The sequence below is a fragment of the Rhodanobacter aciditrophus genome, assembly GCF_050026795.1.
Lineage (GTDB): Bacteria > Pseudomonadota > Gammaproteobacteria > Xanthomonadales > Rhodanobacteraceae > Rhodanobacter_A.
In genome coordinates this window covers 38030-57279 of sequence record NZ_JALBWP010000009.1, presented here as the reverse complement: position 1 = coordinate 57279, position 19250 = coordinate 38030, and the positions used below count along the sequence as shown (strand labels likewise).

Sequence of the window (19250 nt, the reverse complement as noted above, 5' to 3'; positions counted from 1 at the left end):
GCAAAGAGAGGTAGCTCGGGCGCCGGCAGGCGACCGAAACCGCTCTGTCCCTTGCGATAGGCGCACAAAGGCGCCCTGTCGCTCGCAGCAGACGCCCGAACCCTCCTTGTTCCTCGCGGCAGACATGCAAAACCGCTTCGCCGGTTGCGAAGTCAAACGTCAGCTGCCAGAACCCGGGCGTGCAGCACCGACACGCTGCCCGGCTGAACACGCGGCAGCCATCCCCGCGCGCAGGCGCGCTGCTCCCCTTAAGATGACAGTCCGGCGTCCGTCGGGTTGCCATCAGGGGGCATGCGGCATGGTTCGGTTTCCGTCGCGTTTCACGCGCAGCGACGTGGTGCGGGTTTGTGCCGTGCTGGCCTTCGCGGCCTGCGCCTGGGCGACGGCGTGGCCGGAGCCGGAGCCGTTGCAGAAGCTGTTCGTGCTGGTGCTGGTGCTGTGCGTCGCCGGTGCGCTGCTGTGCGCCACCTTGCGCCTCGCGCTTTCGCTGCTGCTGGGCGGCGGCCTGTTCTTCGCACTGCGCTTCATCTCCGGGCTCAAGGAGAGCTACCTCGAAACGGCGCTGATGCCGGCGGATTTCGTCTATTACGCGCGTTCCAGCCTGATCGCCACGCTGCGCCATTACCCGCATCTCTACCTGCTGACGGTGGGCGTGCTGCTGCTGGTGCCGCTGCTGCTGGTGTTGGCGTGGAAGCTGGACCGGCCGCTGCTGGCGCAGCGACGCGGCCGGGGCAGGGCGGCGTGGCGCATGGCCGGCGTGCTGCTGTGTGCGCTGGCGTTCCGCGTATGCCTGTTGCCGGCGGGGCCGTTCGCCAGCCTGCACAACCGCAACGTGTGGGACAAGCTCTCCGACGACGCCCAGCTCACCAACTTCTTCGTCAACCTCAACGATGCCGGCGTGACGCTGCCGGCGATGGCGGACGAGGCCAGCGCCGAACGCGACTGGGGCGCCACGGCGCAGGTCGCGCCCGGCACGCCGCCGTCGCCGTACCCGGACATCGTGCAGGTGCTGGAGGAGAGCACCTTCGACCCTTCGATCTTCACCGCCTGCGACGCGCCGGCCTGCAAGTTCGCGATGTTCCAGCCCGACGCGCGCACGCGCGGCACCGGCCTGCTGCGCACGCACACCTTCGGCGGCGGCACCTGGGTGAGCGAGTTCGCCGTGCATACCGGTATGCCGCAGGACATCTTCGGCCCCGGCGGCATGTACGCCCCGTTCGTGCTGGCGCCGCACCTGCACGACACGCTGCCCGACCTGCTGCGCCGGCTGGGTTACCTCACCATCGCGATCTATCCCACCAATGGCGCCTTCCTCAACGGCCGCGACGCGTACCGCGCCTACGGCTTCGACCATCTCTACGGCGCGGGCGAACTGGGCCTGGACGAGTGGGAGGAGACGGATGCGCAGATGTTCGCCGCGGCCAAGCGCGTGTACGACAAGGTGAAGAAGCCGGGCCAGCCGGTGTTCGTGATGATCCTCACGATCAACCAGCACGGCCCGCACGACGACAACCCGATGGCGAAGCTGCCGCCGCCCTGGCGCAACCTGGTGCAGGGCCTGACCGGCAGGGGCGAGAGCGCGCTGGATTTCGACACCTACCTGTGGCGCCTGCATGATTCCGACGTGGCGATGCAGGGCCTGGAGCGCGACTTCCTCGACCGCGACCAGCCCACCGTGCTGGTGCACTTCGGCGACCACCAGCCGTCCTTCGACAGCCTGATCCGTCCGCTGGCGCGCACGCTGCCGCCCGCACTGGTGCCCGAGCGCGATTTCCTCACCTACTACATGGTCAAGAGCAACTTCGCCGGTCCACCGCTGCCGAACTACCCTGCGCTCGACATCGCCTTCCTGCCGACCATGGTGCTGCAGGCCGCGGGCTTGCCCGCCGATCCCTACTTCTCCGCCGCCACCGCGCTGCGCGACCGCTGCCAGGGACGCTACGACGACTGCCCGGACAAGGCGCTGCTGGCGTCCTACTACGCCTGGATCTTCCGGCGGCTGCACGTGTACGAGTAAGCGCCCCGCATGCCGGACCACGCCGTCGCATCACAGTCACGCGGACTCGCCGCGGCGACGCTTGTGGCGGCGGTCGCCGCGATCGCGGGCGCCCTGCTGGCGCGACAGGCTCCCGGCTGGCTCTGGCTGCACTGGCTGGCCAAGCCGCTCGCCACCATGCTGATCCTCGCGCTGGCGTGGCGCGCGCGGCCGGCGGTGTCGCCGCGCTACCGGCGCCGGGTGCTGGCCGGCATCGCCTGTTCGCTGGCGGGCGACGTGCTGCTGATGCTGCCGGGCGACCTGTTCGTGCCGGGGCTGCTGGCGTTCCTGATCGCCCATGCCTGCTTCATCGCGGCCTTCCTCGGCGACAGCCGCTTCGCGCGGCCGGCGTGGCCGCTGGCGGCCTGCCTCGGCTACGGCGCGGCGAATCTCGCGCTGTTGTGGGGGGCGATCGACGCGTCGTTGCGCGTGCCGGTGATCGTCTACGTGATGGTGCTGGCCACGATGGGCGGGCAGGCGGTGGCGCGCGCGTGGACGCGGCGGGGCGACGCGTCGGCGCGGCTGGCGGCGCGCGGCGCCCTGATGTTCATGCTGAGCGACAGCGTGCTGGCCTGGGACCGCTTCCGCGGCCCGCTGCCGCTGGCGAGCCTGTGGGTGCTGGCGGCGTACTATCTGGCGCTGTGGTGGATCGCCCGCTCGGTGCAGGGCGTCCCTGTCGAAGACGAGGCGGCATGAACACGCAGGAACTCATCATCACCTGGGCCACGCCGGTGTTCTTCCTGTTGATCGGCATCGAGCTCGTGGTGGCGAAACTGCGCGGGCGCGACGCCTACGCCAGCAACGACGCGATCAACAGCATCGGGCTGGGCGCGATCTCGCAGCTGGTGGCGGTGTTCACCAAGCTGCTCAGCATCGGCATCTACGCGTGGTGCGCCGAACATCTCGCGTTGTTCCGCCTGCCGGCCGACAGCGTGGCGGTGTGGGTGGGCGCCCTGCTTGGCTACGACTTCTGCTACTACTGGCTGCACCGCATGGGCCACGAGGTGAACATCCTGTGGGCCGCCCACGTGGTGCACCACCAGAGCGAGCGCTACAACCTGTCCACCGCGCTGCGCCAGACCGGCAGCGGCGCGCTGCTCGGCTGGGTCTTCTACCTGCCGCTGGCGATCCTCGGCGTGCCGGTCGGGGTGTTCGTGGCGGTGGCGCTGATCGACCTGCTGTACCAGTTCTGGGTACACACCGAGCAGATCGGCCGGCTCGGCTGGTTCGACCGCGTGTTCTGCTCGCCGTCCAACCATCGCGCGCACCACGCGGTGAACGACCGCTACCTCGACCGCAACTACGGCGGCATCCTGATCCTGTGGGACCGCCTGTTCGGCAGCTTCGTGGAGGAGGACGACGCCGACCCGCCGGTGTACGGCACGCGCTCGCCGCTGCGCAGCTGGAATCCCCTGTGGGCGAACGCCGAGGTGTACTGGCGCACCGCGCAGGATGCGTGGCACGCACGGCGCTGGCGCGACAAGCTGCTGGTGTGGATCAAGCCGCCGGGATGGCGGCCCGCCGACGTGGCGGCGCGGTTCCCCAGGCCGCCCTTCGCGATGCCCGGCGAACGCTACGACCCGCCGCTGCCTGCGCCGCTGAAGTTCTACGTGCTGCTGCAGTTCGCGCTGCTGCTGGGCATGGTCACCCATTTCCTGGGCATCACGGCGGGCGCGGGCCTGCCGACCCTGCTGCTTTACGCGATCTGGCTGGTGCTCGGCATCAGCGTGCTCGGCGCGCTGATGGAAGGCCGGCGCTGGGCGTGGTGGGCGGAGGGCCTGCGCGTGGTCGTTCTCGCCGTGCTGCCGCCGGCCAGCGGGCGCTGGTTCGGCGTCGTCCACCTGGACGGCCGCATCGCGCTGGCGTTCGCGCTGGTGTTCGGCCTCAGCGCGCTGGCGCTGGCGTGGCTGCGCGGCAGCGCCAGGCCCGCACGGGCGCGGCTCGCGTGACCGTTGGCCCATGACCATCGGCGGCGATTCGCTATGATCCGCCGGTTGCCCGCCGGAATGAGCCCATGCGTTTCCTGAGCCGAATGCTCCGCCACAAGTCCGTCGAACAGCTGCAGAGCGAGGCGGGGCAGCGCGGCGACTTCCGCCGCGTGCTGGGCCTGTGGCAGCTCACCGCCATCGGCATCGGCGGCATCATCGGCGTGGGCATCTTCGTGCTGGCCGGCCAGCAGGCGGCGGCGAACGCCGGGCCCGCGGTGGCGCTGTCCTTCCTGATCGCCGGTGCGGGCAGCGCCTGCGCCGCGCTGTGCTACGCCGAGTTCGCCGGGCTGATCCCGGTCACCGGCAGCGCGTACACCTACGGCTACGCGGTGCTGGGCGAATTCGTGGCGTGGGTCATCGGCTGGGACCTGCTGCTGGAGTACGCGCTGGTCGTTGCCGTGGTGGCGATCGGCTGGTCGGGCTACGTGCAGGTGCTGCTGGCCTCGGCCGGCGTGCACTTGCCGGAGTGGGCGCAGCAGAGCATGAGCGCGCAGACCATGCACTACTACCTGCAGCAGGCCTTCGGCGTGCACGGCGGCCACGCCGTTGTGGCGCCCAGCGACGGCCACCGCTTCAACGTGATCGCCGCCGGCGTGTCGCTGGCGGTGGCACTGCTGCTCACCGTGCGCATGGAGTGGGGCGCACGCTTCAACACCGCGATCGTGGCGATCAAGGTGCTCGGCGTGCTGCTGGTGATCGGCGTCGGCGCGTTCTTCATCCACGCCGCGAACTGGCACCCGTTCATCCCGCCGCGCGTGTTCGACGCGCAGGGCACGGGCCACTTCGGCTGGGCCGGCGTGCTGACCGGCGCCAGCGTGGTGTTCTTCGCGGTGTTCGGCTACGACACGCTGACCACGGCAGCGGAGGAGGCGCGGCATCCGCAGCGCGATCTGCCACGTGCGGTGCTGCTGTCGCTGGCGGTGGCGATGGCGCTGTACATCGCGGTGTCGCTGGTGCTTACCGGCATCACCCACTACAGCAACCTCGGCGGCGACGCCTCGGTGTCGCAGGCCTTCGAGGCGATCGGGCTGCACTGGGTGTCCATCGCCATCGCGGTGGCCGCGGTGGTGGGCGTCACCAGCGTGCTGTTCGCCTTCATGCTGGGCGCGGCGCGCATCTGGTTCGCGCTGGCGCGCGACGGCCTGCTGCCCGCCTGGTTCGCCCGGGTGAGCCCGCGCTTCGGTACGCCGGCGCGCCCGACGCTGATCCTCGGCGTGTTCACCGCCATCGTGGCGGGCCTGCTGCCGATCGGCGAGGTGGCCGAGCTGGTCAACATCGGCACGCTGAGTGCCTTCATCATCATCTGCTCGGCGGTGCTGGTGCTGCGCATCCGCAAGCCGCAGCTGCCGCGCAGTTTCCGCATGCCCTGGATCGCGCTGCTGGCGCCGCTGGGCGTGGCGTTCTCGCTGCTGTTGATCTTCGGTCTGCCGTGGCCGGACGCGCACGGCTGGCAGCGCATCGGCGGCTTGCCCGCGATCACGTTCGAGCGCTTCGTGGCCTGGATGGCGCTGGGCTGCCTGATCTACTTCGGCTACGGCATGCGGCACAGCAAGCTGGAACGGGGCGGCGACTAGCCGCGGCGGCGGGGATTCCCGCCGAGCCACTTCGTCATGAACACGCTGTTGGGGTCGGTGCGGTAGTCGCCGAACGGGGCGCAGGGAACGAAGCCGAACGTGGCATACAGCCGTCGCGCCGGCTCGAAGAACGCCATCGAGCCGGTTTCCAGGCTCAATCGCGCATAGCCGCGGACAGTCGCTTCGTCGATCAGGTGCTGCAGCATCCGCGACGCGACGCCCCGGCGCAGATGGGTGGATGCGGTGCGCATGGACTTGATCTCGCCATGCCGCGGGTCGAGCTGCCGCAGCGCACCGAAGCCGGCCAGCGCCGTGCCGTCCCAGACGCACCAGAACGTGACGTCGGCCCGGCGCAGCCCGCCGAGATCCAGCGCGTGGCGGCTTTCTGCAGGGGCTGTGGGGGCGAGGGAATCCAGGTGCTCGCGGAGCAGCGCCAGGACTTGCGGGCTTTCCAGCGGGTCGGGTCGGATGTCCATGCTTCGGTGCACCGGGATGACGACGTACCTCGCCAGTGTCGTGCGGGACCGTCTGCTTGCGCAATCGCAGCGCAAGAATTTTCAGGCATCCGCGCATGACCTCTGGCAGGGTGAGTCGCGCAATGCGCGATCTACCATCGCTCGGTCACCCGCCGCCCGTCGCCACGACGGACGACGCGTTCCTGCCGGCAGCGCGGTTCCCGCGCGGGCCGGCGCCAGCCCGGAGCCACCCGTGAAACAGCATGCCTTCCGTTCCAGCCTGATCGCCGCCGCGGTGGTCGCAGCCCTTTCGCTGCCCGTCGCCGCCACCGCACAGGATGCCCGCCGCGCCGCGCCGGTCGACCAGCCGTATGCCGGCATGCTCACCGCGAACGTGGATCTCACCGACGCGGCGAAGCGGATGTTCCGCGTGCACGAGACGATCCCGGTGAAGCCGGGCGAGATGACGCTGCTGTATCCGGAATGGATCCCCGGCGAGCACGCGCCGTCCGGCCCGATCCAGAACGTGGCGGGGCTGGTCGTCACCGCGAACGGCAAGCAGCTGGCATGGCGCCGCGACCTGCGCGACATGTACGCGATCCACCTCGAGGTGCCGGCGGACGCGAGCCAGCTCGACCTCTCGTTCCAGTTCCTCTCGCCGGGCGACGGCGAGGGCAGCCTGTTCGGCGCCAGCGCCTCGTCCACGCCGAACCTGGTGGACGTGGAGTTCAACCAGGTGGCGTTCTACCCGGCCGGCTACTACTCGCGGCAGATCCAGATCCAGCCCACCGTGCAGCTGCCCGCCGGCTGGAAGTTCGGCACCGCGCTGCAGGTGGCCAGCCAGAGCGGCAACACCGTGCAGTTCAAGCCGGTGAGCTTCAACAACTTCGTGGATTCGCCGCTGATCGCCGGCGAGCACTTCGACCGCGTGGACCTGGCGCCGGGCGCCAAGGTGCCGGTGCACCTCAACGTGGTGGGCGACGGCGCGAAGGACGTCAAGCTCACCGCCAAGCAGCTGGAGCAGCAGCGCGCGGTGGTGAAGCAGACCAACCTGCTGTTCGGCGCGCACCATTACGACCATTACGACTTCCTGCTGACGCTGTCCGACCACACCGGCCACTTCGGGCTGGAGCACCACCAGTCCAGCGACGACCGCCTGCCGGCCGACTTCTTCACCAACGACGACATGCATGCGCTGGCGGCCAGCCTGATGCCGCACGAGTTCGTGCATTCGTGGAACGGCAAGTTCCGCCGCCCGGCCGACCTGTGGACGCCGAACTTCAACGTGAAGATGCAGGACGACCTGCTGTGGGTGTACGAGGGCCTCACCGACTACTGGTGCAGCGTGCTCACCGCGCGTTCCGGCCTGTGGTCGCCCGAGCAGTTCCGCGACACGATGGCCAACATCGATGCCTCGATGAGCGAGCGCACCGGCCGTGCCTGGCGCTCGCTGCAGGACACTGCCGACGCCGCGCCGCTCACCTACTACGGCGGCGGCGGTTGGGCCAACTGGCGCCGCGGCACCGACTTCTACCCGGAAGGCCAGATGCTGTGGCTGGACGTGGACACCAAGATCCGCGAGCTCTCCGGCGGCAAGCACTCGCTGGACGACTTCGCCCGCGCCTTCTACGGCATGGACAACGGCAGCTACGTCACCAAGACCTACACCTTCGACGACGTGGTGAACACGCTGAACCAGGTGCAGCCGTTCGACTGGGCGAAGTTCCTGCGCGCGCGACTGGACTACACCGGCACTACGCTTCCCGAGCACGGCATCGCGCGCAGCGGCTGGAAGCTGGTCTACACCGACAAGCCCAACGCGCAGACCAAGGCGATGGAGGGCGTCCGCCACGGCGTCGACCTCGCCGCCTCGATCGGCCTGTCGGCGTCCAAGAGCGGGCACATCTACGATGTGCAGTGGAACGGCCCTGCGTTCAAGGCCGGCCTGGTGCCGGGCCTCGTCATCGTCGCGGTGGACGGCAAGGATTATTCGCCCGATGCGCTGAAGGACGCGATCACCGCGGCGAAGGGTGGCAATGCGCCGATCGAGCTGCTGGTGAAGAACGTCGACGTCTACAGCACGGTGAAGATCGACTACCACGGCGGCCTGCGCTACCCGCACCTGGTGCGCGCCGGCGGCAAGGACCTGCTCGACGCGATCGCCGCGCCGCGCAAGTAGCCGGCCTTGCTGCCTCTCCGGCATGCGGGGAGACGCCATGGACGGCTTCGGCCCCGGGAGCGGGAGAGGCTGTCCGCCGGACCGGAGCGGGCCCCTTCCGCCATGCGTCGCCGCATTGCCTGCACGCATGACCTCTGGCAGGGGAGTCCGCCCCGCGGCCGCTCTAGCATCGAAAGCTCGTGCCTGCGCCATCCGTCCCGCGCGGGTCGTTGCCCCAGGGAGAACCCATGAAAGCCACCCGCCTCGCCTCCGCCATCGCCGCCAGCGTCTTCGGCCTGGTCAGCCTCAACGCCCTTGCCGATGTGCCGCCGCCGCAGGATGTGGCGTACCCGGGCACGTTGCAGATCAGCGTGGACGCCACCGACATCGCGCACCGCGTGTTCCGCGTGCATGAGGTGGTGCCCGCGCAGCCCGGCCCGCTGACCCTGCTGTACCCGCAGTGGCTGCCGGGCAACCACTCGCCCAGCGGCCCGATCGACAAGTTCGCCGGCCTGGTGGTGAAGGCGAACGGCAAGGTGCTGCCGTGGACGCGCGATCCGCTCAACGTCTACGCGTTCCACGTCGAGGTGCCGCAGGGCGCCGGCAACGTGGAGGTGGACTTCCAGTACCTGACGCCGCAGAACACCCGCCAGGGCCGCGTGGTGATGACGCCGGAAATGCTGAACCTGCAGTGGAACGCCAACACGCTGTACCCGGCCGGCTACTACACCCGCCAGATCAAGGCCGAGGCCAGCGTGACGTTCCCCGCCGGCTGGCAGTTCGGCAGCGCGCTGGAAGTGGCCTCGCGCGACGGCGACACCGTGCACTTCAAGCCCACCACCTTCAACACCCTGGTGGACTCGCCGATCTACGCCGGCAAGTACTTCAAGCGGTTGGATCTCGATCCAGGCGCCAAGACCGCGGTGCACATGGACATCGTGGCCGACGCGCCGAAATACCTCGAGATCAAGCCCGAGCAGGTCAAGCCGTTCCGCGAGCTGGTGCAGCAGATGTACAAGCTGTACGGCGCGCACCACTACAGCCACTACGACTTCCTCGTCTCGCTCAGCGACAAGATGAGCGGCAACGGCCTGGAGCACCACCAGTCCAGCGAGGACGGCACCTCCGCCGACTTCTTCACCGAGTGGGACAAGAACGCGCTGGGCCGCGACCTGTTCTCGCACGAGTTCAACCACTCCTGGGACGGCAAGTACCGCCGCCCGGCCGACCTGTGGACGCCGAACTTCAACGTGCCCATGCAGGACTCGCTGCTGTGGGTGTACGAGGGCCAGACCCAGTTCTGGGGCCAGGTGATGGCCTCGCGCTCGGGCCTGTGGAACACCGAGCAGGCGCACGACATGTGGGCCTTCGTGGCTGCCACCTACGACAAGGGCCGCCCCGGCCTTGCCAGCTGGCGCAACGTTCAGGACACCACCAACGACCCGATCATCGCCCAGCGCGCGCCGCTGCCGTACCGCAACTACCAGAGCAGCGAGGACTACTACTCGGCCGGCCAGCTGATCTGGCTGGACGTGGACGGCAAGCTGCGTGAGCTCAGCCACGGCAAGAAGAGCATCGACGACTTCGCCAAGTCCTTCTTCGGCATGGACAACGGCAGCTTCGTCACCAACACCTACACCTTCGACGACGTGGTGAAGACGCTCAACGGCATCGCCCCGTACGACTGGGCGACGTACCTGCGCAGCCGGCTCGACGGCCACGGCCCGCTCACCGGCGGCTTCGAGTCGCACGGCTGGAAGCTCGTCTACACCGACAAGCCGAACGCCGCGTTGAAGGCGTTCGAGGCGCGCCGCCACTTCGCCGACCTCACCTTCTCGCTGGGCGTGGCGGTGGGCAAGGGCGGCGCGATCGCCGACGTGCTGTGGGACGGCCCCGCGTTCAAGGCCGGCCTCTCGCCGGGCATGACCATCGTCGCCGTCAACGGCCGCGACTACGATCCCGACGCGCTGAAGGACGCCGTCGCCGCCGCCGCGAAGGACAAGAGCCAGCCGATCGAGCTGCTGGTGAAGAACTTCGACGAGTACAAGACGCTGCGCATCGACTACCACGGCGGCCTGAAGTACCCGCACATCGTGCGCGACACCAGCAAGCCCGACACGCTGACCACGCTGTTCAAGGCCCGCTGATCCCGCGTTGCCGCCCTCTCCCCGCCGGGGAGAGGGCCAGGATGAGGGGGCTGGCGACGGCCCCCCTCGCGGACCCGGGTCGCCCGCATGGGCGATCCCGGCCATCTCCGCTATACTGCCCCTCCGCCGCGCCCCGGATCGAAGCATCCATGCGCGCCGCGACCATCACGCGCCCGTAGCTCAGCCGGATAGAGTAGTGGCTTCCGAAGCCATTGGTCGGGGGTTCGAATCCCTCCGGGCGCGCCAATCCCCTGTGACAAATCTGTGCCTTGGCTGCGCCAAGTTTTTTCTGGTCGCTTGGCGGATCGAGTAAGGTTCATGATCGCCTCCGGTTCCGCGCGAGGCGGGGCTCTCGTCTCATCCCCATGCCCGGCCATCGCGCCGCCGGGGATGTAGCCGCCTGTCGTGACCGATGCTGCGCTCCGCCGCCACGCCGGAGGCGGGTGCATCCACCCGCGGGCGCGCCGCGTGGCGCGCATGCGGCGGACCGGCCACCGCGCGCCGCCTCACTCCCGCTTCGCGGCGCCGTCGGTCACTTCGAAATCGCGTTGCGCCACCGGCTTGCCGTCGAGCGAGATCTCCACGCTGTATCTGCCGGCGGGCCAGAGGTTGGGGTTCTGCACCTTGAACGTGGTGACGGCGGGGCCGTCCGTGGCAACGGCCTGGCTCAGCTCGTTGACCAGTACGCCGCGGCCTTCCAGGTAGCGCCAGCGGACGCCCAGCGTGGCACCGGCGGTACGGCCGCTGGTGGAGACGCTGGCGTAGATCACCGGCGTGTCGGGGGCGAAGCGGGTGGCGGGCGCGGTCACCGCGTAGCCGGCGTCGATCGCGCTGCCCAGCGTGAGGGTGGCGACGCGAAAGGCATTGCCATTCGTGGTGGTGTCCCTGGCTGCGCTGGCGGCGGGCGCCGGCGTGGTGGCGGCTGTCGCCGGTGCGGCATGGCTGGCGGAAGCCGGCTGGCCGCCACGCGTCGCCGCCGGTGCCGCGCCGGACACGGCGGCCGCGGGTTCGGCCGGCGTGCCCTCGTGCCGGTGGCAGCCGCAGAGCAGGGCGACGGCGCAGCACAGGACGAGCGGTTGGGCGAGACGGCGCATGGCGGTGTTCCCGTGGTCGCGGTCCGGCAGCGGAAGCGATGACGTTGCGGGCAGGCGACGTCGAGGCTAGCGCCCGTGCTCTGAAGCGCCGATTACTGCCGGGCGCCGCGCCGGTTCTCGGGGATGTTGCCCGGCGCGGCCGGCACGCTGCTGCGGAACGGGTTGATGTCCAGTCCGCCGCGGCGGGTGTAGCGCGCGTACACGTCGAGCCGCGCGGGCGCACAGTGCGCCATCACGTCCATGTAGATGCGCTCCACGCACTGCTCGTGGAATTCGCTGTGGGTGCGGAAGGAGACGAGGTAGCGCAACAGGCCCTCGCGGTCGATCGGCGCGCCGCGGTAGCGGATCTGCACGCTGGCCCAGTCGGGCTGGCCGGTGACCGGGCAGTTGGAGCGCAGCAGGTCGCTGACGAGGGTCTCCTCGACGGCCGCGGCATTCGCATCGGCGCGCAGGTAGCCGGCCTTGGGCGGGCCGTAGTCGTCGATGGCGACCGGCAGCCCGTCGATGGATTCGCCTGCCAGGTCGGCACAGGGATGCCCGGCGCAGCGCGCGGGATGCAGGATCACCTCCACCGCGTCGCCGGCGGCGGCAGTGAGGTCCTGTTGCAGCAGGGCGCGCAGCGCGGCCGTGTCCGCCAGCGCTTCCTGCGCGAAACCGTTGAGGTACAGCTTGAACGACTTCGATTCGATGATGTTCGGCGTCGTGGCCGGGATGCGGAACTCGGCCACCGCGACCTGCGGCTTGCCGCGCGGGTCCAGCCAGCTCAGCTCGTAGGCGTTCCAGATGTCCATGCCGTGGAACGGCAACGGCGTGCCCACGCCGATCTCGGCGCGCTTCGCGGCACGGGGAATCGGGAACAGCAGCCTGGGGTCGTAGCGGTCGGCGTAGGCGGTGGACTTGCCGAGCGGGGAGTGGTCGGGCGTGCTCATGCGCTCATTCTAGCGGGGGGTGGTCCAACCAGTACTTCTGGCCTATCCGCCCGCACGGCGTCGTTCCTATAGTGGGCGGGCCTCCCCATGCCGAAGACCCCGATGAACCATCCGACCACGGCCCGCCGCGCCGCCGCCCTGTTCGCCGTGGCCGCCGCCTTGTGCGCGCCGGCCTTTGCCCAGGACAAGAGCGCTGCCTTCGATCCGCAGGCGCTGTTCGCACCGCTGTCGCTGCCGCAGCCGGCCAACGCGTTCCGCGACGGCGCCGGCAGGCCCGGCCCGGCGTTCTGGCAGAACCGCGCCGACTACGACATCAAGGCCACGATCGACCCGGCCACGCACGGCCTGTCTGGCGACGAGACCATCACCTACACCAACCACAGCCCCGACGCGCTGGACGCGGTGTGGGTGCAGCTCGACCAGAACATCTACAAACGCGATTCGCGCGGCGCGCTCACCTCGCCGTGGCCGAGCAAGCGCGGCGAGTCCACCGATGGCTACCGGCTCGACGCGGTGGAAGTGGACGGCCGGCCAGTTCATTACCTGGTGGACGACACCCGCATGCGCGTGGACCTGCCCGCGCCGCTGAAGGCCAGGGGCGGCCAGCTCAAGCTGCACATCCGCTACCACTACACCGTGCCCGGCGTGTGGGGCGGCCGCACTGCGGTGACCCCGACGAAGAACGGCGACATCTACGAGATCGCGCAGTGGTTCCCGCGCATGGCGGTGTACGACGATCTGCGCGGCTGGGACACGCTGCCCTACCTCGGTCAGGAGTTCTATCTCGAATACGGCACCATCGACTACGCGGTGACCGTGCCGTGGAACTGGATCGTGGAGGGCTCCGGCCAGCTGACGAATCCCGAGCAGGTGCTCACCGCCACCGAGCGGGCGCGCCTGGCCGAGGCCGCGAACAGCGACCGCACCGTGTACATCCGCAAGCCGGACGAGGTGAACGATCCCGCCAGCCGCCCCACGCGCAGCGGCACGCTCACCTGGCGCTTCCACATGGAGCACACCCGCGACGTGGCCTTCGCCGCCTCGCCCGCCTTCGTGTGGGACGCCGCGCGCATCAACCTGCCCGACGGCAAGCACGCGCTGGCGATGTCGATCTACCCGGTGGAGGGTGTGGGCGCCGACAAGTGGAACCGCTCCACCGAATACGTGAAGGGCGCGATCGAGCACTTCTCCTCGAAGTGGTATCCATACCCGTGGCCGGTGGCGGTGAACCTCGGCGGCCACGGCGCCGGCATGGAATATCCGGGCATCGTGTTCGACGGCTACACCGACGGCGGCAAGCCGCTGTTCTGGATCTCCGCGCACGAGATCGGCCATGACTGGTTCCCGATGGTCGTGGGCTCGAACGAGCGCCGCCACGCGTTCATGGACGAGGGCTTCAACACCTTCATCGACGTCTACGCGTCGGATGCCTTCAACCACGGCGAATACGGGCCCAAGCGCGACAGCGAGTACGCGCCCAAGGGCGGCAATCCGGTGGACGAGATCCTGCCCGTGCTGGCCGACCCGGACGCGCCCACGCTGATGGCCCACGCCGATTCCGTCAGCGAGAAGTACCGCCACGCGGTGAGCTACTTCAAGGGCGCGCTGGGCCTGGTGCTGCTGCGCGAGCAGATCCTCGGCCCCGACCGCTTCGACCCCGCGTTCCGCGCCTACATCCGGACCTGGGCCTACCACCATCCCACGCCCTCGGACTTCTTCCGCTTCATGGACAGCGCGGCGGGCGAGGATCTGTCGTGGTGGTGGCGCGGCTGGTACTTCCACAACTGGCAGCTCGACATGGGCGTCAGCGGCGCCAGCTACGTGGACAACGACCCGGCCAAGGGCGTGGTGGTGAACCTCGTCAGCCGGCAGAAGCTGGTGATGCCCGCCACGCTGCGCGTGGACTTCGCCGACGGCACGCATCGCGACGTCCGCCTGCCGGTGGAGGCCTGGCGCTTCGGCGGTACGCCCAAGGTGACGCTGGACACCACCAAGCCCATCGCCAGGCTGGAGCTCGATCCCGGGCACAAGCTGCCCGACGCGGACCGCTCCAACAACAGCTACGCGATGCACTGATCCTTGGAAGCCCCTCTCCTGCGTGCGGGAGAGGGGCGGTCGCCGGCTCAGCGGTTGACGTGCGCCATGCTCGCCGCGGCATAGCGCTCGCCGGCCACCGCGTCGGGCGGGAACACCGCGTCGATGGCGGCCAGTTCGTCCTTCGACAGTGCCACGTCCAGCGCGCCCAGGTTCTCGTCCAGCCGCGAACGTTTTTTGGTGCCGGGGATCGCCAGCACGTCCTCGCCCTGCGCCAGCACCCAGGCCAGCGCCAGTTGCGCGGGCGAACAGCCCTTGTCGGCGGCGATGCCATGCACCTTGTCCACCAGCGCCAGGTTGCGCGCGAAGTTTCCGCCCTGGAAGCGTGGGCTGCTGCGGCGGTAGTCGTCGGCCTCGAAGTCGTCGGGCGAGCGGATCGCGCCGGTGAGAAAGCCGCGCCCCAGCGGCGAATAGGCCACGAAGGCGATGCCCAGCCGGCGGCAGGCGTCGAGCACGCCGTTCTGCTGCGGGTCGCGCGTCCACAGCGAGAACTCGCTCTGCAGCGCGGCGATGGGATGCACCTTGCCGGCGCGCTCCAGCGTGGCGGCGGAGGCCTCGGATAGCCCGAGGTGGCGCACCTTGCCCGCCTGCACCAGTTCGGCCATCGCACCCACGGTCTCCTCGATCGGCACGTTCGGGTCCACGCGGTGCTGGTAGTACAGGTCGATGGTCTCGATGCCGAGCCGCTTCAGGCTGCCTTCGCAGGCGGCGCGCACGTATTCCGGACGGCCGTTGACGCCGCGTGCGACGGGGTTGGCCGGGTCGCGCACGATGCCGAACTTGGTGGCGACGAAGGCGTCGTCGCGACGTCCCCTGATCGCCCTGCCCACCAGTTCCTCGTTGACGTGCGGCCCGTACATGTCGGCGGTGTCGAGCAGGCTGACGCCGCGGTCCAGCGCGTGGCGGATGGTGGCGATCGATTCGGCGTCGTCGCGGTGGCCGTAGAAGTCGCTCATGCCCATGCAGCCGAGGCCGAGGGCGGAAACCTGGGGACCGTTCTTGCCGAGCGTGCGGGTTTGCATGCGGGATGCTCTCTCTTGGTTGAAGGTGGCGCCATGCTGCGCCGTGGCGGTTGTGGAATAAATACACAATAATCGCCATGACTATTCCAAAAGCAAAAACAATTCATGGATCGCCTGGACACCATGCGGCTGTACGCGCGGATCGTCGAGCTGGGCAGCTTCACCGCCGCGGCCAACGACCTCGGCCTGCCGCGCGCCACCGTCACGAACGCCATCAAGCGGCTGGAGGCCCGGCTGGGCACGCAACTGCTGCAGCGGACCACGCGCTGCCAGCGCGTCACCCGCGACGGTCATGCCTGGTACGCGCATTGCGTGCGTCTGCTGGCCGACCTGGACGAGGTGGAAGCCGGCTTCCGCGATGCCGCGCTGAAGCCGCAGGGTCGCCTGCGCATCGACCTGCCGGCCACGCTGGCGCGGCAACTGGTGGTACCCGCACTGCCGGAGTTCTGCGCGCGCTTTCCGCAGATCGAGCTGGACATCGGCACCAGCGACCGTTTCGTGGACCTGCTGCGCGAAGGCGTGGACTGCGTGCTGCGCGTGGGCGAACTGCCCGATTCGGGCCTGGTGGGACGGCGCGTGGCCACGCTGTCCCAGGTCACCGTGGCCAGCGCTGCCTACCTGCGCCGCCACGGCAGGCCCGCCACGCTGGCCGAGCTGCAGCAGGGACACTTCGCGGTGAACTGGGCCTCGCCCACCACGCGCCGGCCCGAGCCCTCGCTGGAGTTCCTGGTGAAGCGTCGCCGCCGCGCGCTGAGCCTGCCTGCGCGCGTCACCGTCAGCGGCGTGGACGCCTACCTCGCCTGTTGCGAGGCGGGACTGGGCATCGCGCAGTTCCCCCGCTACCGCGTCGCCGCCGCGCTGGCGGCCGGCGCGCTGCGCGAGCTGCTGCCCGGCTTGCCGCCGCCATCATTGCCCGTGCACGTGCTGTACGCGCCGCAGCGGCAGCTGCCGGCGCGCCTGCGCGTGTTCGTGGACTGGCTGGTGGAACTGATGGGGCGACAGCAGTGACCACCGGGCGGTGGTTCAGCGCGGCCCGATCGGCGTCTGCTGCGCAAAGTACACCCGCCATGCACCGCGGTCCCAGACGTAGAAGTCGGCAAACCATTGCCGCCGGATCTGCCCGTCGGCTCCCTTCGACGTGCTGACGCCGTAGGCGACAGCCGCGTCGCCGCGCAGCAGGACACCCTCGTCGGGAAAATCCGGTATCGGCAGGCGCTTCCCGCGGTTGGCCCGGGCTAGGGCGAGCTCGTCGCCGAGGTGCTGCAGGCGGCCGTCGCCGAGGATCTCGGTGAATGCCGGCAGCAGCAGGCACGACTCCAGTTGCGTGTCGCCGGTGAGGAAGGCGACGGACCAGGCCCGTTCGAGCCGCCGGATGGTGGCCGCGTCCCGCTTCTGGCCATGCAGTCCGGGGCGATCGCATGCCGTGGCCTGCGCGTGGGCAGGCAGGCACGCCAGGGCTGCCATGCCGGCCGCCAGCGCCCGCGCGGGCCAGTGCGGCAGATGCAGGCGCAGGTCGGCATGACGTTTCACGGGCATCGTCCCGGTGGTGAGCTGTCGTCAGGCTATCGCCCGTGCGCCAGGCTGCCTTGGCCCCGTGATGGCCGACGGGATCGCGGTGACGAGCGGCCGGATCCCGGGCGTGGACGGAAAAGCTACGGCTGAAAAACCTGCTCAGGAGATGCGCGGCAGCACGGGGCGCGGCGGGCAGGTGCCCATCGTCTCGCTGGTGAGCGGAGCGCCCGCGGCGAGCAGGGCGGCGCGCTGCTCGGCCAGCGGCAGGCGCAGCATGCAGTCCTCGTAGCGGGCCAGCTTCTGCAGCGCGGGCAATTCCAGCACCTGCCCCACCAGCGCGGCGGTGCGCGGCCAGCGTGCGGCGTCGACCGCGTAGCGCACGAAGGCGGCGGTGCGGAAAAAGCTGGCGATGGCGAGGTCGGCGATCGACAGCGCGCCGAAGATGAAGCCGTCGTCCGGCAGCTGGGTTTCCAGATAGTCGAGCGCAGCGGGTATCTCCACCTCCAGCGCCCGCGTCACCACCGCCTCGTCCGGCGGCTCGCAGAACACGCGGCGGCGGATCGAGCGCTCGTAGAACAGCCGCCAGACCAGGCCGTCGGCCAGCCGCGTGTCGGCGTATTCCTCGAGCCAGCGTGCGCGGGCGCGGTCGCCGATGTCGCGCGGATAGAGCGCGGGCGCCGGGTGGCGGTCCTCCAGGTACTGGCAGATCACCGACGAGTCGTTCAGCACCAGCCCCTCGTCGAGCAGCACCGGCACGCGCCGGAGCGGGCTCAGCCGCGCGAACGCGTCGTTGCCGATGAACGGCGGCATCGGGTCGATCTCGTAATCCAGCCCCTTCAGTTCGAGGAATGCGAGCACCTTGCGCACGTACGGCGAGAGGTAGCTGCCGATCACTCTGCGTTGCGTGGGCATGGTGCGGTTCTCACGGCAGGCACGCTGGGAAAAATCCTACACGAATGCAGCGGCTTTTCCCCTTCGGTACCGCGGTTTCCGGGCATTCCCGGAGGCGCACCGGCGCCCGCCAGCACGTCTTCCGGCGGATCGCCCGCGATCGCAGCGGCAGCACTCCAGCAAGCTCCGCGCGCTGACCGGGTCAGCCACCGGCCCGAAGGCTGCATGACCGGGACCGCCGCGATGCTGCGCCGCCAGATGACAGATTGTCGCAGGCACGGGTTAACTGGCGTCCGGCCGTACCGTCGGGGAACGGCAGCGGAGGTCTGGCGTCATCGTCATGGCTCGCATCTACGCCGACAACGTCGTGTTTCTGATGCGCCCGGGCGAGGCGGCGCGGCGGCGCGTCGAGCGCGCACCGGACCGGCGTGCATCGTCGCCCGATGAAACCGCTGCGGCCCGCCGCTTCGCGGCCGCGACGGTCGACGCGCATGCTCAGCCGGGTTACAGCCATACCGTGGCGCCCCGGCCGGCGACCGGCAGCGGAAGCCGGCAGCACACCGGCGTGCCGGCCCGGCGCGCCCCGCTGCTGCAGGTGCTGGTGCTGGCGGCGGCATGCGTGCTGCCGGTTGCCGTTGGCACCTGGCGAGCAGTGGTCCGGCAGGCCTCGCTGCAGCACTACGCCACCGCCACCGGCGGGCAACGCGTGCTGTCCCTGCCGGACGGCACGGCTTTGCTGGACACGGATACCGCGGCCAGCGTGAGCGCCGATGCCCGGCCGCTGGTCACGCTGGAACGAGGCCGCGCGCAGTTCGCGTCGACATCCGCCGTGCCGCGATTCGCGGTGCATGCCGGCGATGGCGTCGTCAGCGCGGCCGGCGGCCGCTTCCAGGTCAGCCGCTGGGCCGGGCTCGTCCATGTGGTCGCGCTCGCCGGCAGGGTGTCGGTGAGCCTTCCTGCCAGCAGCGAGCAGCTGACGCTACGGCCCGGCGAGCAGGTCGATTACGGCTACGGCCGCCTGGGCGGCGTGCGGCCGGCGGACCTTGCCGCCGCGCGCGGCTGGCCCCGTGGCGAGCTGGTGTTCCACCACCGCAGCCTGGCCGAGCTGGTGGCGGCGATGAACCGCTATTCGGACACCCGGCTGGTCATCGGCGATGCCGCCCTGCGCAACCTGCCGGTCAGCGGCGTGTTCGACGCGGGCGATCCGCTGGCGCTGGTGAATGCGCTGCGGCGCAGCCGCCTCCTGCAGGCCGTCCGCGCAGCGCCGGACGAGATCGTGCTGCAGTCCGCGGCACGCTGATCCGCAGCGGCCCCGCCGCCCGCATGCCGGGCGCATCACGCATGGCGGTTG

Annotated in this window: 15 protein-coding genes and 1 tRNA gene; 10 read left to right on the top strand and 6 right to left on the bottom strand. The window is 70.0% G+C overall.

The features are described 5' to 3' along the window. Positions 1-298 precede the first annotated feature (298 nt). The 4 genes from ACQGNW_RS03350 (at position 299) to ACQGNW_RS03335 (ending at position 5597) form a co-directional block, all read left to right on the top strand. Positions 299-2017 carry a sulfatase-like hydrolase/transferase gene (locus ACQGNW_RS03350; RefSeq protein WP_426661663.1) on the top strand — a complete coding sequence of 573 codons (1719 nt, stop codon included), beginning with the start codon at positions 299-301 and terminating at the stop codon, positions 2015-2017. Positions 2018-2026: 9 nt separating this feature from the next. Continuing rightward, entirely contained in the window at positions 2027-2731 is a 705-nt protein-coding gene (locus ACQGNW_RS03345; protein ID WP_426661662.1) for a lysoplasmalogenase, read from the top strand. Further along, positions 2728-3984 (top strand): sterol desaturase family protein, encoded by a 1257-nt coding sequence (locus tag ACQGNW_RS03340; protein WP_426661661.1) that lies wholly within the window; start codon positions 2728-2730, stop codon positions 3982-3984. Before ACQGNW_RS03345 ends, ACQGNW_RS03340 begins: the two co-directional genes overlap by 4 nt. Before the next feature lie 65 nt (positions 3985-4049). Then, complete coding sequence (locus ACQGNW_RS03335) at positions 4050-5597, top strand: amino acid permease (RefSeq protein ID WP_426661660.1); 1548 nt, start codon at positions 4050-4052, stop codon at positions 5595-5597. On the opposite strand, the gene ACQGNW_RS03330 is transcribed toward ACQGNW_RS03335, so the two are convergent. Continuing rightward, positions 5594-6073, bottom strand: coding sequence for a GNAT family N-acetyltransferase (locus tag ACQGNW_RS03330; RefSeq protein ID WP_426661659.1), 480 nt, complete (start codon positions 6071-6073; stop codon positions 5594-5596). The genes ACQGNW_RS03335 and ACQGNW_RS03330 overlap by 4 nt on opposite strands. Before the next feature lie 232 nt (positions 6074-6305). On the opposite strand from ACQGNW_RS03330, the gene ACQGNW_RS03325 reads away from it, so the two are divergent. The 3 genes from ACQGNW_RS03325 (at position 6306) to ACQGNW_RS03315 (ending at position 10603) form a co-directional block, all read left to right on the top strand. Further along, entirely contained in the window at positions 6306-8231 is a 1926-nt protein-coding gene (locus tag ACQGNW_RS03325; protein WP_426661658.1) for a M61 family metallopeptidase, read from the top strand. A 227-nt stretch (positions 8232-8458) separates the two neighbouring features. Further along, positions 8459-10357 carry a M61 family metallopeptidase gene (locus ACQGNW_RS03320; RefSeq protein ID WP_426661657.1) on the top strand — a complete coding sequence of 633 codons (1899 nt, stop codon included), beginning with the start codon at positions 8459-8461 and terminating at the stop codon, positions 10355-10357. Positions 10358-10526: 169 nt separating this feature from the next. After that, positions 10527-10603: transfer RNA gene (locus tag ACQGNW_RS03315), tRNA-Arg, on the top strand. Positions 10604-10863: 260 nt separating this feature from the next. On the opposite strand, the gene ACQGNW_RS03310 is transcribed toward ACQGNW_RS03315, so the two are convergent. Together ACQGNW_RS03310 and queF are read right to left on the bottom strand one after the other, a co-directional pair. Then, the gene (locus tag ACQGNW_RS03310; RefSeq protein ID WP_426661656.1) at positions 10864-11451 is read right to left on the bottom strand and encodes a hypothetical protein; all 588 of its coding nucleotides are present in this window, start codon (positions 11449-11451) and stop codon (positions 10864-10866) included. 92 nt (positions 11452-11543) lie between these two features. Then, entirely contained in the window at positions 11544-12380 is an 837-nt protein-coding gene (gene queF / locus ACQGNW_RS03305) for an NADPH-dependent 7-cyano-7-deazaguanine reductase QueF (protein WP_426661655.1), read from the bottom strand. Between the two features lie 102 nt (positions 12381-12482). Between queF and ACQGNW_RS03300 the strand changes: the two genes are divergently transcribed. Then, a complete protein-coding gene (locus ACQGNW_RS03300; RefSeq protein ID WP_426661654.1) occupies positions 12483-14456 on the top strand; it encodes a M1 family metallopeptidase in 1974 nt (657 codons plus the stop codon). A 47-nt stretch (positions 14457-14503) separates the two neighbouring features. Here ACQGNW_RS03300 and ACQGNW_RS03295 read toward each other — a convergent pair whose 3' ends face one another. Next, a complete protein-coding gene (locus ACQGNW_RS03295; protein WP_426661653.1) occupies positions 14504-15496 on the bottom strand; it encodes an aldo/keto reductase in 993 nt (330 codons plus the stop codon). Positions 15497-15601: 105 nt separating this feature from the next. Here ACQGNW_RS03295 and ACQGNW_RS03290 point away from each other — a divergent pair, with 105 nt between their 5' ends. Beyond that, positions 15602-16504, top strand: a complete 903-nt coding sequence (locus ACQGNW_RS03290; protein ID WP_426661652.1) for a LysR family transcriptional regulator — start codon at positions 15602-15604, stop codon at positions 16502-16504. 15 nt (positions 16505-16519) lie between these two features. Here the strand turns inward: ACQGNW_RS03290 and ACQGNW_RS03285 are convergent, their stop codons facing one another. After that, positions 16520-17026 (bottom strand): hypothetical protein, encoded by a 507-nt coding sequence (locus tag ACQGNW_RS03285; protein WP_426661651.1) that lies wholly within the window; start codon positions 17024-17026, stop codon positions 16520-16522. Positions 17027-17167: 141 nt separating this feature from the next. Next, complete coding sequence (locus ACQGNW_RS03280; protein ID WP_426661650.1) at positions 17168-17920, bottom strand: glutathione S-transferase family protein; 753 nt, start codon at positions 17918-17920, stop codon at positions 17168-17170. A 319-nt stretch (positions 17921-18239) separates the two neighbouring features. Here ACQGNW_RS03280 and ACQGNW_RS03275 point away from each other — a divergent pair, with 319 nt between their 5' ends. Continuing rightward, on the top strand, positions 18240-19199 hold the full coding sequence (locus ACQGNW_RS03275) for a FecR family protein (RefSeq protein WP_426661649.1): 960 nt from the start codon (positions 18240-18242) through the stop codon (positions 19197-19199). The last annotated feature ends 51 nt before the right edge of the window (positions 19200-19250 follow it).

What these genes read in the sequence shown, in the direction of transcription:
- ACQGNW_RS03350 (WP_426661663.1), top strand. Translation starts at nt 299, where the DNA reads ATGGTTCGGTTTCCGTCGCGTTTCACGCGCAGCGACGTGGTGCGGGTT.
- ACQGNW_RS03345 (WP_426661662.1), top strand. Translation starts at nt 2,027, where the DNA reads ATGCCGGACCACGCCGTCGCATCACAGTCACGCGGACTCGCCGCGGCG.
- ACQGNW_RS03340 (WP_426661661.1), top strand. Translation starts at nt 2,728, where the DNA reads ATGAACACGCAGGAACTCATCATCACCTGGGCCACGCCGGTGTTCTTC.
- ACQGNW_RS03335 (WP_426661660.1), top strand. Translation starts at nt 4,050, where the DNA reads ATGCGTTTCCTGAGCCGAATGCTCCGCCACAAGTCCGTCGAACAGCTG.
- ACQGNW_RS03330 (WP_426661659.1), bottom strand. Translation starts at nt 6,073, where the DNA reads ATGGACATCCGACCCGACCCGCTGGAAAGCCCGCAAGTCCTGGCGCTG.
- ACQGNW_RS03320 (WP_426661657.1), top strand. Translation starts at nt 8,459, where the DNA reads ATGAAAGCCACCCGCCTCGCCTCCGCCATCGCCGCCAGCGTCTTCGGC.
- ACQGNW_RS03310 (WP_426661656.1), bottom strand. Translation starts at nt 11,451, where the DNA reads ATGCGCCGTCTCGCCCAACCGCTCGTCCTGTGCTGCGCCGTCGCCCTG.
- queF (WP_426661655.1), bottom strand. Translation starts at nt 12,380, where the DNA reads ATGAGCACGCCCGACCACTCCCCGCTCGGCAAGTCCACCGCCTACGCC.
- ACQGNW_RS03300 (WP_426661654.1), top strand. Translation starts at nt 12,483, where the DNA reads ATGAACCATCCGACCACGGCCCGCCGCGCCGCCGCCCTGTTCGCCGTG.
- ACQGNW_RS03295 (WP_426661653.1), bottom strand. Translation starts at nt 15,496, where the DNA reads ATGCAAACCCGCACGCTCGGCAAGAACGGTCCCCAGGTTTCCGCCCTC.
- ACQGNW_RS03290 (WP_426661652.1), top strand. Translation starts at nt 15,602, where the DNA reads ATGGATCGCCTGGACACCATGCGGCTGTACGCGCGGATCGTCGAGCTG.
- ACQGNW_RS03280 (WP_426661650.1), bottom strand. Translation starts at nt 17,920, where the DNA reads ATGCCCACGCAACGCAGAGTGATCGGCAGCTACCTCTCGCCGTACGTG.
- ACQGNW_RS03275 (WP_426661649.1), top strand. Translation starts at nt 18,240, where the DNA reads ATGGCTCGCATCTACGCCGACAACGTCGTGTTTCTGATGCGCCCGGGC.